Source organism: Rhizobium sp. KDH_Rht_773_N, from assembly GCF_052946295.1.
This window is the reverse complement of record NZ_CM129525.1, coordinates 1869033-1881883: the sequence shown is the minus strand read 5'-3', so window position 1 is coordinate 1881883 and position 12851 is coordinate 1869033. Positions and strand designations below refer to the sequence as shown.

15 protein-coding genes are annotated in these 12851 nt (G+C 61.5%); 7 read left to right on the top strand and 8 right to left on the bottom strand.

The window, feature by feature from the left end; all coding sequences use genetic code 11:
* Window positions 1–2 precede the first annotated feature (2 nt).
* Complete coding sequence (locus ACU8HS_RS09485; RefSeq protein ID WP_112562491.1) at window positions 3–209, bottom strand: DUF1737 domain-containing protein; 207 nt, start codon at window positions 207–209, stop codon at window positions 3–5.
* Window positions 209–1114: an HpcH/HpaI aldolase/citrate lyase family protein gene (locus ACU8HS_RS09480; protein WP_113413185.1), complete on the bottom strand. Its 906-nt coding sequence runs from the start codon at window positions 1112–1114 to the stop codon at window positions 209–211. The genes ACU8HS_RS09485 and ACU8HS_RS09480 overlap by 1 nt, the downstream gene beginning before the upstream one ends.
* Before the next feature lie 113 nt (window positions 1115–1227).
* Between ACU8HS_RS09480 and ACU8HS_RS09475 the strand changes: the two genes are divergently transcribed.
* From ACU8HS_RS09475 to leuD, 3 genes are all read left to right on the top strand, one after another.
* Window positions 1228–1464, top strand: coding sequence for a hypothetical protein (locus ACU8HS_RS09475; RefSeq protein ID WP_112562495.1), 237 nt, complete (start codon window positions 1228–1230; stop codon window positions 1462–1464).
* A 110-nt stretch (window positions 1465–1574) separates the two neighbouring features.
* The gene (locus tag ACU8HS_RS09470; RefSeq protein WP_113413184.1) at window positions 1575–1994 is read left to right on the top strand and encodes a VOC family protein; all 420 of its coding nucleotides are present in this window, start codon (window positions 1575–1577) and stop codon (window positions 1992–1994) included.
* Window positions 1995–2138: 144 nt separating this feature from the next.
* Window positions 2139–2747, top strand: a complete 609-nt coding sequence (leuD, locus tag ACU8HS_RS09465) for a 3-isopropylmalate dehydratase small subunit (protein WP_112562499.1) — start codon at window positions 2139–2141, stop codon at window positions 2745–2747.
* 62 nt (window positions 2748–2809) lie between these two features.
* Here the strand turns inward: leuD and ACU8HS_RS09460 are convergent, their stop codons facing one another.
* Window positions 2810–3742 (bottom strand): pyridoxal-phosphate dependent enzyme, encoded by a 933-nt coding sequence (locus tag ACU8HS_RS09460; RefSeq protein ID WP_112702743.1) that lies wholly within the window; start codon window positions 3740–3742, stop codon window positions 2810–2812.
* A gap of 180 nt (window positions 3743–3922) precedes the next feature.
* Between ACU8HS_RS09460 and leuB the strand changes: the two genes are divergently transcribed.
* The 3 genes from leuB (at window position 3923) to lpxE (ending at window position 6053) form a co-directional block, all read left to right on the top strand.
* Window positions 3923–5035, top strand: a complete 1113-nt coding sequence (gene leuB, locus ACU8HS_RS09455; protein ID WP_112702744.1) for a 3-isopropylmalate dehydrogenase — start codon at window positions 3923–3925, stop codon at window positions 5033–5035.
* An 8-nt stretch (window positions 5036–5043) separates the two neighbouring features.
* Complete coding sequence (locus tag ACU8HS_RS09450) at window positions 5044–5241, top strand: hypothetical protein (protein ID WP_447015806.1); 198 nt, start codon at window positions 5044–5046, stop codon at window positions 5239–5241.
* A gap of 77 nt (window positions 5242–5318) precedes the next feature.
* Window positions 5319–6053, top strand: a complete 735-nt coding sequence (gene lpxE, locus ACU8HS_RS09445) for a lipid A 1-phosphatase LpxE (protein ID WP_447015805.1) — start codon at window positions 5319–5321, stop codon at window positions 6051–6053.
* A gap of 68 nt (window positions 6054–6121) precedes the next feature.
* Here lpxE and ACU8HS_RS09440 read toward each other — a convergent pair whose 3' ends face one another.
* The 5 genes from ACU8HS_RS09440 to ACU8HS_RS09420 all read right to left on the bottom strand — a co-directional run bounded on the left by ACU8HS_RS09440 (window position 6122) and on the right by ACU8HS_RS09420 (window position 12490).
* The gene (locus tag ACU8HS_RS09440; RefSeq protein WP_112562507.1) at window positions 6122–8008 is read right to left on the bottom strand and encodes an MFS transporter; all 1887 of its coding nucleotides are present in this window, start codon (window positions 8006–8008) and stop codon (window positions 6122–6124) included.
* A 197-nt stretch (window positions 8009–8205) separates the two neighbouring features.
* Entirely contained in the window at window positions 8206–9489 is a 1284-nt protein-coding gene (locus ACU8HS_RS09435) for an ABC transporter permease (protein WP_447015804.1), read from the bottom strand.
* The gene (locus tag ACU8HS_RS09430; protein ID WP_447015803.1) at window positions 9486–10175 is read right to left on the bottom strand and encodes an ABC transporter ATP-binding protein; all 690 of its coding nucleotides are present in this window, start codon (window positions 10173–10175) and stop codon (window positions 9486–9488) included. The genes ACU8HS_RS09435 and ACU8HS_RS09430 overlap by 4 nt, the downstream gene beginning before the upstream one ends.
* A 6-nt stretch (window positions 10176–10181) precedes the next feature.
* On the bottom strand, window positions 10182–10646 hold the full coding sequence (locus ACU8HS_RS09425) for a hypothetical protein (RefSeq protein ID WP_112756282.1): 465 nt from the start codon (window positions 10644–10646) through the stop codon (window positions 10182–10184).
* A 95-nt stretch (window positions 10647–10741) separates the two neighbouring features.
* On the bottom strand, window positions 10742–12490 hold the full coding sequence (locus tag ACU8HS_RS09420) for an alkaline phosphatase (protein WP_112702747.1): 1749 nt from the start codon (window positions 12488–12490) through the stop codon (window positions 10742–10744).
* 69 nt (window positions 12491–12559) lie between these two features.
* On the opposite strand from ACU8HS_RS09420, the gene ACU8HS_RS09415 reads away from it, so the two are divergent.
* Window positions 12560–12790 (top strand): hypothetical protein, encoded by a 231-nt coding sequence (locus ACU8HS_RS09415; protein WP_447015802.1) that lies wholly within the window; start codon window positions 12560–12562, stop codon window positions 12788–12790.
* Window positions 12791–12851 lie beyond the last annotated feature (61 nt).

The window sequence follows — 12851 nt, the reverse complement described above, 5'->3', positions numbered from 1 at the left end:
ACCTACTGCTCGGACAGCTTCATGTCCGGGTCGTAATCCTTGCCCTCGACCTCCTTGACGACGGCCTGGCCGCACTGCATCTGGCCGGTCGCAGCGTTGAAAGCATAGGTGGGAGAGCCGGACAGCGACCAGCCCTTGTTCAGCGCCGCCGTTACCTTGTGGCAGAAGGAGGCGTCGTCAGGACCGGTCAGGAAGCGGTAGAGTTTCATCAGGCGGGCTTTCTTGCAGAAATCAGGTGCGCTTTATGGACCAGAGCTTCGGCCTGGACAAGATGCAGCCGTTCGATCATCCGCCCGTTCGCATTGATGACGTTAAGCCCTTCGGCAGCCGGATCGGCGAAGGCGGCGATAATTGCCTCAGCCTCTGCGATCTCTTCCGCGCTCGGCCCGAAATGCCGGTTGGCGGCTTCGATCTGCGCCGGATGGATCAGCATCTTGCCCGCAAAGCCCATGGCACGGCCCTGCGCGCATTCGCTATCGAAAGCGTCACCATCCCGGAAATCGTTGAAAACGCTGTCGAGCGCATCCAGCCCGTAAGCCTTGACCGCCAGAACGACCTGCATCAGCCAGGGCACGAGATAGGTCCGCCCCGGCTGCGGCAGCACGCCCGTTTCCTTGCGCAGATCGTTAAGGCCGACGACAAGGCAATCAAGCCGCGAGCCCGGCGTGCGCCCGGATTCGGCAATGGCTGCGGCATTCAGCACGCCGCGCGGCGTCTCGATCATCGCCCAGATGCGCAGCTCCTCCGGCGCATAGGCCTCGGCAAGCAGATCGCCGATGACCATCACGTCCTGCGGTTCATCCACTTTCGGCAGAAGAACGGCATCGGGCGACAGCGCCTTCACCAGCTCCAGGTCAGCCGGCCCGAAGCCGGATGACAGAGAATTGATACGGATGATCCTTTCCTTGCCCTCGAGCGCCGGCCCGGCGAAAAAATCCTTCAGATTGTCGCGCGCTTCCGCCTTCTTCTCGGATGCGACGGAATCCTCCAGATCGAAAATAACCGCATCGCAATCAAGGGAATGGGTCTTTTCAAGCGCCCGCGCATTGATGGCGGGAACGCTCAGCACCGAGCGGCGCAGACGCAGGGAACGCAGAGGTGGTGTTCGGCTCATGGAACATTAGTGCCAAGCTTCGCAAAGCCCGGCAAGACAACAAAAAGCCATGCTTGGCTTGCAGAGAAGAAAAAGAAGGACCACATTCCTTTCTGTAGAAAGGTCTCTAACCGATGCAGAACATTCGCTCCATCTTCTTCATGCTCGCCGGCGCCACGGTTTTTGTGGCCATGCTGCTCCTGACGTTCTCGGTCACGCTCGCCGTCGGCGGCATTCTGACCGTGCTCATGGTCGGCCGCGCCCTCTCGATGAAGATGAAGCCCGCTCCTGTCCGCGCCCGCGCTCGCACCGATGGCAAGCGTGAAATGCGCATCTGGAACGACGGTCGCGGCACGATCATCGATCTCTGATCACCCTCGCCAAAAATTCTGACCGGCATTGTCGGCTCACATCCCCATGTTACGTCCTTGAAGCGACCAGGCATTCAGCCGGCACTTTAAAAAACGAATGGAGGATGAGCATGGACGCGATGGAGAGCAACGAGACCAGGATGCCGCCGGTCAAGAATGGCCTGCTTCCCTATCTGACGGTCGATGGCGCGGTTAAGGCCGCGGAATTCTACAAAAAGGCCTTCGGCGCCGAACAGGCCTATCTCGTACCGCCGGACGAGAGCGGCCGCACGATGCATGTCCATCTCTATATCAACGGCAGTTCGCTGATGCTGTCGGACGCCTATCCCGAATACGGCCACCCCTTCAAAGGCCATGAGGGCTTCGCCATCCAGCTGGTCATCGACGATATCGATTTCTGGTGGGAGCGCGCTGTGGCTGCCGGCGCCGAAGTGGTCATGCCGGTCGAACTGATGTTCTGGGGCGACCGCTACGGCCAGCTTCGCGATCCGTTCGGTGTGCTCTGGAGCCTGAACGCACCGTCGAAGTAAAAGCCAGGCAGCGGACGTTCACAATCGGCAGGCCGCGCGAAATACCGTGCGGCCGCCATCGCGAAAGATTCTTCTTCATTTCGCCGGAAAACTGGAATAGATGCAAAATTAGAAAGTACGTTTTGCTGAAATGGAGCATGGGTCATGGATAAATTCGTGAAGCTCACGGGCGTTGCCGCCCCTCTGCCGGTCGTCAACATCGACACCGACATGATCATTCCGAAGGACTATCTGAAGACCATCAAGCGCACCGGCCTTGGCAAGGGCCTTTTCGCCGAAGCCCGCTACAACGAAGACGGTTCCGAAAATCCCGATTTCGTGCTGAACAAGCCGGCCTATCGCGAGGCCAAGATCCTGGTTGCCGGCGACAATTTCGGCTGCGGCTCCTCGCGTGAACATGCGCCGTGGGCACTGCTCGATTTCGGCATCCGCTGCGTGATCTCCACCAGCTTTGCCGATATCTTCTACAACAACTGTTTCAAGAACGGCATCCTGCCGATCAAGGTCAGCCAGGAAGACCTCGACAAGCTGATGGACGATGCCGAGCGCGGCTCCAACGCCATTCTGACCGTCGATCTCGAAAACCTCGAAATCACCGGCCCGGACGGCGGCTCGATCACGTTCGATCTCGACGAATTCAAGCGCCACTGCCTGCTGAACGGCCTCGACGATATCGGCCTGACCATGGAAAAGGGCAAGGCGATCGACGAATTCGAAAAGAAGAACGCCGCTTCTCATCCCTGGGCCGCTTGAGCCCCATCGAATGGCCTGCCGATCAAGCCGGGTTTTCGCCCGGCTTTTTCTTTGACCACAGCTCAGAGAAACTTCTCTTTCCAGGCATTGAGTTTTTCGAGCGACACGCCGATGCCGCCGCAGACTTCGATCAGCGGATTGTCGAAGCGCGACAACAGGCCTGCATGCACGTCGGCAACGGCAAGGGCCGCACCGCAGGCCGGCTCGACCAGGATGCGCTGTGCATCGGCAAATTTCAGGCAGGCGGCCACGGCATCGGCGTCGCTGACGAGAACACTTTCGATCGGATGATGCTTCGGCAGATCGAAGACATGCTTGGCCACCTGCCGAGCCCCGAGCGACGTGGCGATCGAAGTGATCCCTGCAAGTGAAATCCGTTCATTGGCCTTGAGGCTTTCATGAAACGAGGCCGCACCTTCCGTCTCGACGGCAATGACCGGCACGCCGGAAAGCCCGTTCCGCTTCAGCCCCTCGACAATACCGGCCAGCAACCCGCCGCCGCCGACGCTGGTAACGACGCAATCGAATTTGGCACCTTTTGCCACGACCTCGTCGATCAGCGTCGCATGGCCATCCCACAGAAGCGGATGATCGAAAGGATGCACGTAAGTCGCCTTGCGGCTTTCGGCGAGTTCGATCGCATGCGCATTGGCTTCATCGAAGACAGAACCATGGACCAGCACATTGGCGCCCGTCGCTGCAATCGTCCGGCGCACGTCGGGTGCCGTGGTCTCGGGCACCACGATCGTGACAGGCACGCCGAGCGCCCGCCCGGCATAGGCTGCGGCAATGCCGGCGTTCCCGCCGGAAGCGCAGAAAATCTCGCGCGCCCCGTTTTGAACCTCATGCTGGCAAAGCCGGCCGACGCCGCGCAGCTTGAAGCTTCCGGAGGGCTGGAGGGCATCGAGCTTCAGCCAGAGCGGCTTGCCGCTGGCGCTGAAATCGGGCGCTGTCCGGATCAGAGGAGTGTCGAGATGAAGGGGCGCGAAAGACATGGCAGAATATCCAGGGAAGAAAGGCAGGGCCATCTTTCTAGCCCGTTTGCGGGCGCGGGAGCAACCTTGCCGGCCATCGCACGGCGCGCAGGCAAGCGTACCGATTCACCCGTTCTCTCGCTTGAAATGCCCATTTCCGGGGTCTAAGAAGCCGCAGCTTGTTTTTCCGCGGAGGCTTTCATGACAGTGCGCAATCTTTTCCTGCTGCCGGGTGACGGCATCGGTCCCGAAGCCATGGGCGAGGTCCGCAAGATCATTGCCTATATGAACGAGGCGATGAAGGCCGGTTTCGTCACCGATGAAGGCCTCGTCGGCGGCTGCGCCTATGATGCGCATGGCGCGGCGATCTCGGAAGACGACATGAAGAAGGCGCTTGCCGCCGATGCCGTCCTGTTCGGCGCCGTCGGCGGCCCGAAATGGGATAGCGTTCCCTACGAGGTGCGCCCGGAAGCCGGCCTGCTGCGCCTGCGCAAGGATCTGGAACTTTTCGCCAATCTGCGCCCGGCAATCTGCTATCCCGCACTCGCATCCGCCTCCTCGTTGAAGCCGGAACTGGTCGAAGGCCTCGACATCCTCATCATCCGCGAACTGACGGGCGGCGTTTACTTCGGCGAGCCGAAGGAAATCATCGATCTCGGCAACGGCCAGAAGCGCGGCATCGATACCCAGGTTTACGATACTTACGAGATCGAGCGCATTGCCGGCGTCGCCTTCGAAATGGCCCGCACCCGCAACAATCGCGTCTGCTCGATGGAAAAGCGCAACGTCATGAAATCGGGCGTGCTCTGGAACCAGGTCGTGACCGAGACGCACAAGGCGAAATATTCCGACGTACAGCTGGAACACATGCTGGCCGACGCCGGCGGCATGCAGCTCGTGCGCCAGCCGAAGCAGTTCGACGTCATCGTCACCGACAATCTCTTCGGCGACATGCTCTCCGACGTCGCCGCCATGCTGACCGGCTCGCTCGGCATGCTTCCATCCGCTTCGCTCGGCGCGCCGGACGGCAAGACCGGCAAGCGCAAGGCGCTCTATGAGCCGGTCCATGGCTCGGCACCCGATATCGCCGGCAAGGGCATCGCCAATCCGATCGCCATGATCGCCTCCTTCGCCATGTGCCTTCGCTACTCCTTCAACATGGTCAAGGAAGCCGACAACCTGGAAAAGGCGATTGCCAACGTGCTCGACAAGGGCATCCGCACTGGCGACATCATGGCGCCCGGCTGCAACCAGGTCGGCACTGTCGAGATGGGCGATGCAATCCTTGCCGAGTTCAAGGCGCTTTCTGCCTGATATTTCACGTGAAACGCTTTTTGGCCCTTCGCACCCCGTGCGGAGGGTTTTTTATTGAAGCCGGCATCCATCCTCATCCGACAGGCGGCGGTTTGCGCTCGGTGCGTGGGCCGCATATTGCCGTGATCCTGTTCACGCGCCTCGGCCTGCTCTTCTCCGCACTGCCTTCCGGGCAACAGTTATCAGCATTGACGAGAATTTTCTGAACCGACCCGGCCTCTGTCGTAATCCTGTGCAGTTTCGCTGCCTATTCCTACCCATAAGGATTATACGGGTAGTATGAATGCGGACGCTCTTAGTCTCCCTGGATAGGCGCTGGCACAGAAGTGGACACGTCATGCCATCTTTGCGATGGCGCGCCTGCTTTTTTATCACGCTGAACGCCGTCGTCCTTTCCATGCTGATCTTCGACGCACCGATCGGGGCCGGTCATATGCCGGAAGCCATCCGTCGTTTCGGGAAAGTGCTGACGGACTTCGGCGATTCCGCCTGGCTGATCCTGACCAGTGTCCTGCTCTTCTTTCACGGCCGGGCCGGCTACAAGCTTCTGAAGAGCGCGAGAGCAAAGGCCCAGGCGCTTTATGTGAGCTGGATCGGCGCATATCTCTTCACGACCGTCGTCTTTTCCGGCCTGCTCGCAAACGTTTTGAAACGCACCATCGGCCGCGCCCGCCCTGAACATTTCCAGGATCTCGGCGTGCTCTCCTTCACGCCTTTTTCCGGTCATGCAGCGCTGGAAAGCTTCCCGTCCGGCCATTCGACCACCGTGGGCGCTTTCTTCGCCGCCGCCGCGCTGCTCTTCCCGCGCTACCGGGTTCCCTTCATCGCCGGTGCCATCTGGCTCGGCATGACGCGTGTCATGGTCGGCGCCCATTATCCGAGCGATGTCATTGCCGGCCTTGCCTTCGGCGCCTGGTTCTCGCTGCTGACGGCGATCGTCTATGCCCGCTACGGCCTGCTCTTCAAGCTTTGCCCGGACGGCTGGCCTACGTCCAAGCGATACTTTCCGGATGCATGAGAAAGGCGCATGAAAAACCCGGCGCCTTGCGAGCGCCGGGTCCTTGATTTCAGGCTATCGCCTGCGCCTCAGTCGAGCGCGTGGATATCGCGGTTCTTGGTTTCCGGCAGGAACAGCACGCCGAAGACCAGCGTGATCGCCGCAAAGACGATCGGATACCACAGGCCATAGTAGATATTGCCGGCGGCAGCGCTCATCGCGAAAGCGGTCGCAGGCAGCAGACCGCCGAACCAGCCGTTGCCGATATGATAGGGCAGCGACATGCCGGTATACCGGATACGGGTCGGGAAGAGTTCGACCAGCAGGGCCGCGATCGGCCCGTAGACCATCGTCACGTAGAGCACGAGCACGAAGAGAATGGCAATCGTGCCAATCCAGTTGACGCGGGCAGGATCGGCCGACATCACGAAGGAACCGCCGCCAGGGATCGTGTAGACGGCCATGTCCGTCACACTCTTCGCCTCGTCCGCCGTCAGCAGCTTGCCGGCAACGAGCTTGTCGGCCGGTAGCGTTTCCTTCTGGCCGGCGCGTACCGCATCGGCGTTGAGGGCGAGTTCCGGATTGGCGGCGATGAAGGCGTCGAGCTTGGCATCGGCAACCTTGGCAGCGCCGCGGTTGAGCGGGTAGCCAGCCTCGTGAAGGGCAAGATTGACACCCTTCTCGAAGGCGGCACCGGTTTTGGCCGCATCTGCGCCGGCCGCAACGGCATCGTAGCTGGTGATGGTATCGTTGCCGACCTTCACGGTCGCGGGCTGGCCGGCCGGACCCGGCACGACGTCATAAGGCACCGAGTTCTTGGTCAGGAACGCCGTGGCGATATCGCAGGAACTGGTGAACTTCGACGTACCGGTCGGATTGAACTGGAATTTGCAATCCGCCGGATCGGCCGTCACCGTTGCCCGGATCGTCGCCTGCGCCTCATAGAGGGCCGGATTTGCCGTATAGGTCATCGCCTTGAACAGCGGGAAGTAAGTGACCGCGGCGATCAGCAGGCCTGCCATGATGATCGGCTTGCGGCCGATCCTGTCCGACAGTCCGCCGAAGATGACGAAGAATGGCGTGCCGAGGAAGAGTGCGATGGCAACCATGATGTTGGCCGACAGCAGGTCGACCTTCAATACGTTCTGCAGGAAGAACAGGGCGTAGAACTGGCCGCCATACCAGACGACAGCCTGCCCCATCGTGGCGCCGAGAAGCGCGATCAGCGCGATCTTCGCATTCCGCCACTGGCCGAAAGCCTCCGTCAGCGGCGCCTTCGATGCCTTGCCTTCCGCCTTCATGCGCTGGAAGGCGGGCGACTCGTTCATCTTCAGCCGGATCCAGACGGAAATGCCGAGAAGCACGACGGAGACGAGGAACGGAATACGCCAGCCCCAGGCGGCAAAGGCGGTCGTGCCCATAATCGACTGGACGGTGACGATGACGATCAGCGACAGGAAGAGACCGAGCGTTGCCGTCGTCTGGATCCAGGACGTAAAGTAGCCGCGGCGGCCGTTCGGCGCGTGTTCGGCGACATAGGTCGCCGCGCCGCCGTATTCGCCGCCGAGCGCCAGGCCTTGCAGCAGACGCAGGCCGATCAGGATGATCGGAGCGGCAATACCGATGGAAGCGGCCCCGGGCAGGATACCAACCAGGAAGGTCGACATGCCCATGATGAGAATGGTCATCAGGAAGGTGTATTTGCGGCCGACGAGATCGCCGAGGCGGCCGAAGACCAATGCGCCGAACGGACGCACCAGGAAGCCGGCAGCGAAGGCGAGCAGCGTGAAGATGTTACGCGTCGCCTCCGGATATTGGGTGAAATAGGTGGCGCCGATATAAGTGGCGAGCGAACCGTAGAGATAGAAATCATACCATTCGAAAACCGTGCCGAGCGACGAGGCGAAGATGACCTTCTTCTCCTCGCCCGTCATCGCACCGGCTTTTGCGCCGTCGATGCTTGCGACATTTGCCATTGTCTGTCCTCCACAGAGTGATGAGCAACGGTCGCGGCCTACTCTCCTCAAAGCATATCCCCGGCCACGACACGCCTGACGAGAGTTTGACAGAAAAGGCGCGTCAGAAAGAGGGATGCTTTGGGATTATGACTTTAGTCTAATTTTTGTGCATGGATTGCGGCAGCCGCACGGTTCCGCGGCGCAACCGGCAATCCTCACCCCCGCAAAGCCTGGGCCGGAGGCTGGCGGTAGGCGAGCACTGCCGGCAAGGCAGCGAGAGCGGCGGTAAAGGCGAGAAGGATCATTGCAAGCGCTACGTCTTCGCGTGCAAAACCAACCGGCAGGCTGACGCCGCTGCTTTGCGAGAAGAAGCCGGAAAGAACGAGTGCCGCGCCATAACCGAGTGCAAAGCCGAGCCCGACCCCGGCAGCGACCAGGATAAAGAACTCCAGCCAGACAATGCCGAAGATCGCTCCGCGGGGAGCGCCGAAAGCGCGCAACGCGCCGATCTGCCGCCGGCGCTGGCCGATATGGATAACGGTCACGAGGATCAGCGAGGCGGCAACGAGCCCCTGCGCGCCGGAGGCGACGGCAACGAGAATCTGCTTGGCATCGCCGAGCGTCGCGTAGAGGTTGGTCAGCACCTCGCCCGGAAAGACGGCAATCGTCGTGCCGTCGCGATAGTCCTGCCGCAGCTTGTAGGCATCGGCAATCGTCTTCGGCTTGACGAGGATTGCCGGGAGGCCCGGCGTTTGCGTGGTCCAGTTCTCGTTCAGGCCGGCATGCGGATCAGCTTCGGCATGATGGTCGGCATCCTCCTCGGCGCCTTCCGCATGTACGGCCCCCTCAGGACGATCCGCTTCCGCGGTATGCTCATGCTCATGCTCTTCGCCCGCTTCCAGTCCATGAATATGCCAGACGGCCTGGATCGGAACCAGAATGGCGCGGTCCCATGCCGTGCCTGTCGGCAACAGGCGCCCGGTCACGTGATAGGCAAGTTCGGTATGGGTATGGCCGCCGGTATCGACCGCGCCGTGCATCGGCTTGATCTCGCTGCCGATGGCAAGGTCGACGCTCGAGCCGATGACGGCCTCACCCTCGCTGGTAAAAACCCGGCCCTCGAAGAACCCGCCGGAAATCGTTTCCGTCAGCGCTCTCGTCGTGCCGACGATCGGATAGCCGGAGAAGGAATCGCCGAAGCCGACAGGAGCGGCCCATTCGACGCGCGGATCGGCGGCAAGCCTGGCCAGAACGTCGCCGGACATCAGCGGCAGCGCGGACGGCTGCAGGAAAACGGACGAAAGCACGAGCTGGGTTTCGCTGCCGCCGGCACCGATGACGAGATCGAACCTGTCGGCCGCCCGTGCGCTGCCGAGGCGAAGCGCCCGCTCCTGCAGGATGACGGAAACGCCAAGCGCCGTGGCAAGCGCCACCAGCAGGACGACGACGACGGAACCGGCCCACAGGCGGCGCAGATCGGCGAGGATGAAGCGGATCATGCTGCCGCTCCCCTGATGGCGGAATCGTCGACGATGTGGCCGGAACGGAACGTCAGGCGGCGATCGAGGCGGCCGGCAAGGCGAGGATCGTGCGACACGACGATCAGGGTGCTGCCTTCGGCCACCGCAAGGTCGAGCAGCAGGTCGCCGACGGCCTCGCCGCTTTCGGCATCCAGGCTGGCGGTCGGCTCGTCGGCGACGATGACGCCAGGTTTGCGCAGGAGCGCCCGGGCAATCGCCACGCGCTGCATCTCGCCGCGCGACATGGTTTCGATCCTCTGCCCGGCGCGCTCAAGCCCAACGATCTCAAGGAGATGGTGAGCGCGCTCGATGATCGCCGATGTCGCGGCGCGCGCGAGACGCGCGGGCAAGAGCACGTTTTCGGCGGCCGAAAGGCCCGGAAAAAGGTGAAACTCCTGCATGACCAGTCCGATATTGGCAGCCCGGAAACGGTCACGGCGACTTTCGGAGAGCGCGGCGATATCCTCGCCGTTCCAGCGGATACGGCCTTCGCGGACCCGTTCCAGGCCGGTGATCGCGTTGACGAAAGTGCTCTTTCCGGAACCGGAGGCTCCGGTTACCGCGATCCGGCTGCCGGCAGCGATCGACAAATGATCGATCGCCAGCGCCGGCGACGAGAGGCCGGAAAACCTTACGGCCAGATGTTCGATTTCAAGAGCCAGCATCGGTGCTCAAACGGTGGAATATTCGGCCTGGCGAATGCGCAGCAGGCTCACGAACCCGGTTTCGGGGTCCTTCCACGACCCGTATTCCAGCGTGCCGCGCACTTCGATCGTCTGGCTCGGCTGTACGAATGTCTGCTTCTCGCCGAGATAGACGACGACAATATTGTCCGGCCAATCCGCATCCGAAGAGCAGAAGGGGCAGAGTGACATCGGCACTTCGGTGAGCACGAAGAACTGTGCTTCGGCCTTCAGCGGCGGCGCCATGAAGCCCTTGATGCTGATATCCTTCCCGGCAAGGCGCTTGACCTTGTCGGAAAATTCGAGACCGAGCACGCCGAACTTTCCGTAGAGCTCATCGAAACTGATCGAGGAATCATCGGCAAGAACGGGCCGGGCAGCGGCAAAGGGAAGCGCAGCCATGACGCCGATAAGGCGACGGCGGCTGACATGCAGCAAAGAGAGCTTTTCCATGGCGATCTCCGGAAACGGATACCCGGCCGCATGGCGGCCGGGATTGAGGATCGACGAAAAGTCCGGGGCCGGCAAGCGACCCCGGATGCAGGCTGTTAGTTCGTCTGCTTGGCGCCGAGGGCAAAGGTATCGGCGAGGACGCGGTAGACGTCGCTCTGTTCCATGTAGCCCTTGAAGCCTTCGGAGCCGGGGCCAGTCGCCTGCAGCACGACGTCGTCGACGGTGTGGGCGCCGGAAGCGGCGTTCTTCGGCAGGTTGCCCGGAACGAAGACGGCGCCGGGAACGTCCTTATAGGCTTCGTTGGCGACGTAGTCCTTCTTCTCGTTCTGGATGGCCGGGGTGTACGGATTGTCCAGCTTCGGGCGGAAGGTTTCGTAGTGGTCGGGATAATTGCTGACGAACAGGGCCAGACGCTTGGAAACGTCGACGCTGTCCGGATAACCGTCATTGTTGGCATCGACATAGTTGGTGAAGCTGCGGCCCGCGACCTTCTCGCGCATCTCCGTACCTTCGATCGTATCGTCGATCGTGCCGACGATGGTGATGCCGTGCGTATGGTCGCCGGTGACGACGATCAGCGTGTCCGGGTTCTTGGCGGCAAATTCCTTTGCCAGGCCGATGGCCTTGTCGAACTCGATCGTATCGACGGCAGCGCGTTCACCGTCGAGCGGGTGGGTCATCTTGTCGATATTGGCGGCCTCCACCATCAGGAAGAAACCTTCCGGGTTCTTCGAGAGCTTGTCGAGCGCGACCTTGGTCATCTCGACGAGGCCGGGCTGGGCCGGGAACTTGCCGACCGTACCCTTTTTCAGGAATTCGCGATCGAGCGTCGTGTCCATGTTGCCGGTATGGAACAGGCCGAGGATCTTGTCCTGGTTGGCGCCGGCAGCGGCTGCAAGTTCCGTCTTGTCGGTCGCGAGCTTGTAGCCGGCGTCCTGGAACATCTTGACATAGTCCTTGTCGTCCTTGCGCTTCGAGCCGGCAGTTGCCTGCGGCAGGAAGTAGGCCGAGCCGCCACCGAGGACGACGTCCGGCTTCACGTCGAACAGCATGCCGGTGATTTCGGCCTTATCGTCGCGACGGCGCGTGTGGGAGACGACGGCAGCCGGCGTCGCGTCCTGCAATTCGGAAGTCGTGACGATGCCGATCGACTTGGAGGTCTGGCGGCGCAGGGCCTCGCCGAGGGTTTCGACACGCGGATCGTCCAGCGTATCGAGAGTCCGGTCGCCATAAACGCCGAGCGAGTTGATGGCGCCCTTATGGCCGGTCATATAGGCCGACATGGTATTGGCGCTGTCGGTGGTGATCGAATCGGTCGCCGACGTGCCGATGAAGGCCATATGGTCGAGGTCGTCCATGTTCAGACGGCCGTTCGCCTTGCCCTCGGTCATGCCCTTGGACATGATGCGGGCGGCGGTGCGGTGAGCGACGGAAAGGCCGTCGCCGAGGAAGAAGATGATGTTCTTGGCCTTCGGCTGTGCGGAAGTGCCGAAGACTTCCCAGGTCACGGCCTTCTTTTCATCGCCGGCGGCAACTTCGACCTTGTAGGTGCCCGGAGCGGAAATCTTCAGGCCGCGCAGCAGGAGAGCGGAGCCGAGAGCCTTGTCGTCCTTGCCCTTTTCCAGCTCGATGAACTGCGCCTCGCCCCCGAGGACAGTCTTGTAATCCTGGCCGTTGACCGTGATCTTCACGTCTTCCGGCTTGACCTGCTTGGAAAGCTCGACCTTGAAGTCGAACGGTGAACCGGCAAGAATCGTGGCACGATCCAGCGGATAGATCGAAGCTGCCTGGGCAGCGCCGGCGAGAATCGTGGTGGCCGCAAAGGCGGCGAGAAGCATACGCATGGAAAAACCCCCGTTTTTCGTTGCAGTCATTACAACGGGTCGGGGATACCCCCCGGCAATGACAGAGGGATGACAAAAGGCCGCAGCATTGCGACGCCCTTCCCCTGCTCGCGCCGCACGCGCAAAAACCTTGACTCCTGTGGAAAACCTCTTATGAGCAACGACGGAAAAGGAATATCCATGGTTCGCCACCAGCACACCATCGCTGAGCGCAATGACCTGGCAGAAGATGCCGGGCTGGATCTTGCCGTTCCGGTTTCTTCCAAAACCAAGGCCAAAACGACGACGAAAACCGTCTGACGTCTCTGGCCTGCCGCTCTCTCCCCGGCCCGGCCGGGGACAGGAAGCCGCGACAATGGCG

What these genes read in the sequence shown, in the direction of transcription:
- ACU8HS_RS09440 (WP_112562507.1), bottom strand. Translation starts at nt 8,008, where the DNA reads ATGGCAAATGTCGCAAGCATCGACGGCGCAAAAGCCGGTGCGATGACG.
- ACU8HS_RS09415 (WP_447015802.1), top strand. Translation starts at nt 12,560, where the DNA reads ATGACAAAAGGCCGCAGCATTGCGACGCCCTTCCCCTGCTCGCGCCGC.
- ACU8HS_RS09485 (WP_112562491.1), bottom strand. Translation starts at nt 209, where the DNA reads ATGAAACTCTACCGCTTCCTGACCGGTCCTGACGACGCCTCCTTCTGC.
- lpxE (WP_447015805.1), top strand. Translation starts at nt 5,319, where the DNA reads ATGCGGACGCTCTTAGTCTCCCTGGATAGGCGCTGGCACAGAAGTGGA.
- ACU8HS_RS09430 (WP_447015803.1), bottom strand. Translation starts at nt 10,175, where the DNA reads ATGCTGGCTCTTGAAATCGAACATCTGGCCGTAAGGTTTTCCGGCCTC.
- ACU8HS_RS09480 (WP_113413185.1), bottom strand. Translation starts at nt 1,114, where the DNA reads ATGAGCCGAACACCACCTCTGCGTTCCCTGCGTCTGCGCCGCTCGGTG.
- ACU8HS_RS09435 (WP_447015804.1), bottom strand. Translation starts at nt 9,489, where the DNA reads ATGATCCGCTTCATCCTCGCCGATCTGCGCCGCCTGTGGGCCGGTTCC.
- ACU8HS_RS09425 (WP_112756282.1), bottom strand. Translation starts at nt 10,646, where the DNA reads ATGGAAAAGCTCTCTTTGCTGCATGTCAGCCGCCGTCGCCTTATCGGC.
- leuD (WP_112562499.1), top strand. Translation starts at nt 2,139, where the DNA reads ATGGATAAATTCGTGAAGCTCACGGGCGTTGCCGCCCCTCTGCCGGTC.
- ACU8HS_RS09420 (WP_112702747.1), bottom strand. Translation starts at nt 12,490, where the DNA reads ATGCGTATGCTTCTCGCCGCCTTTGCGGCCACCACGATTCTCGCCGGC.
- ACU8HS_RS09475 (WP_112562495.1), top strand. Translation starts at nt 1,228, where the DNA reads ATGCAGAACATTCGCTCCATCTTCTTCATGCTCGCCGGCGCCACGGTT.
- leuB (WP_112702744.1), top strand. Translation starts at nt 3,923, where the DNA reads ATGACAGTGCGCAATCTTTTCCTGCTGCCGGGTGACGGCATCGGTCCC.
- ACU8HS_RS09460 (WP_112702743.1), bottom strand. Translation starts at nt 3,742, where the DNA reads ATGTCTTTCGCGCCCCTTCATCTCGACACTCCTCTGATCCGGACAGCG.
- ACU8HS_RS09470 (WP_113413184.1), top strand. Translation starts at nt 1,575, where the DNA reads ATGGACGCGATGGAGAGCAACGAGACCAGGATGCCGCCGGTCAAGAAT.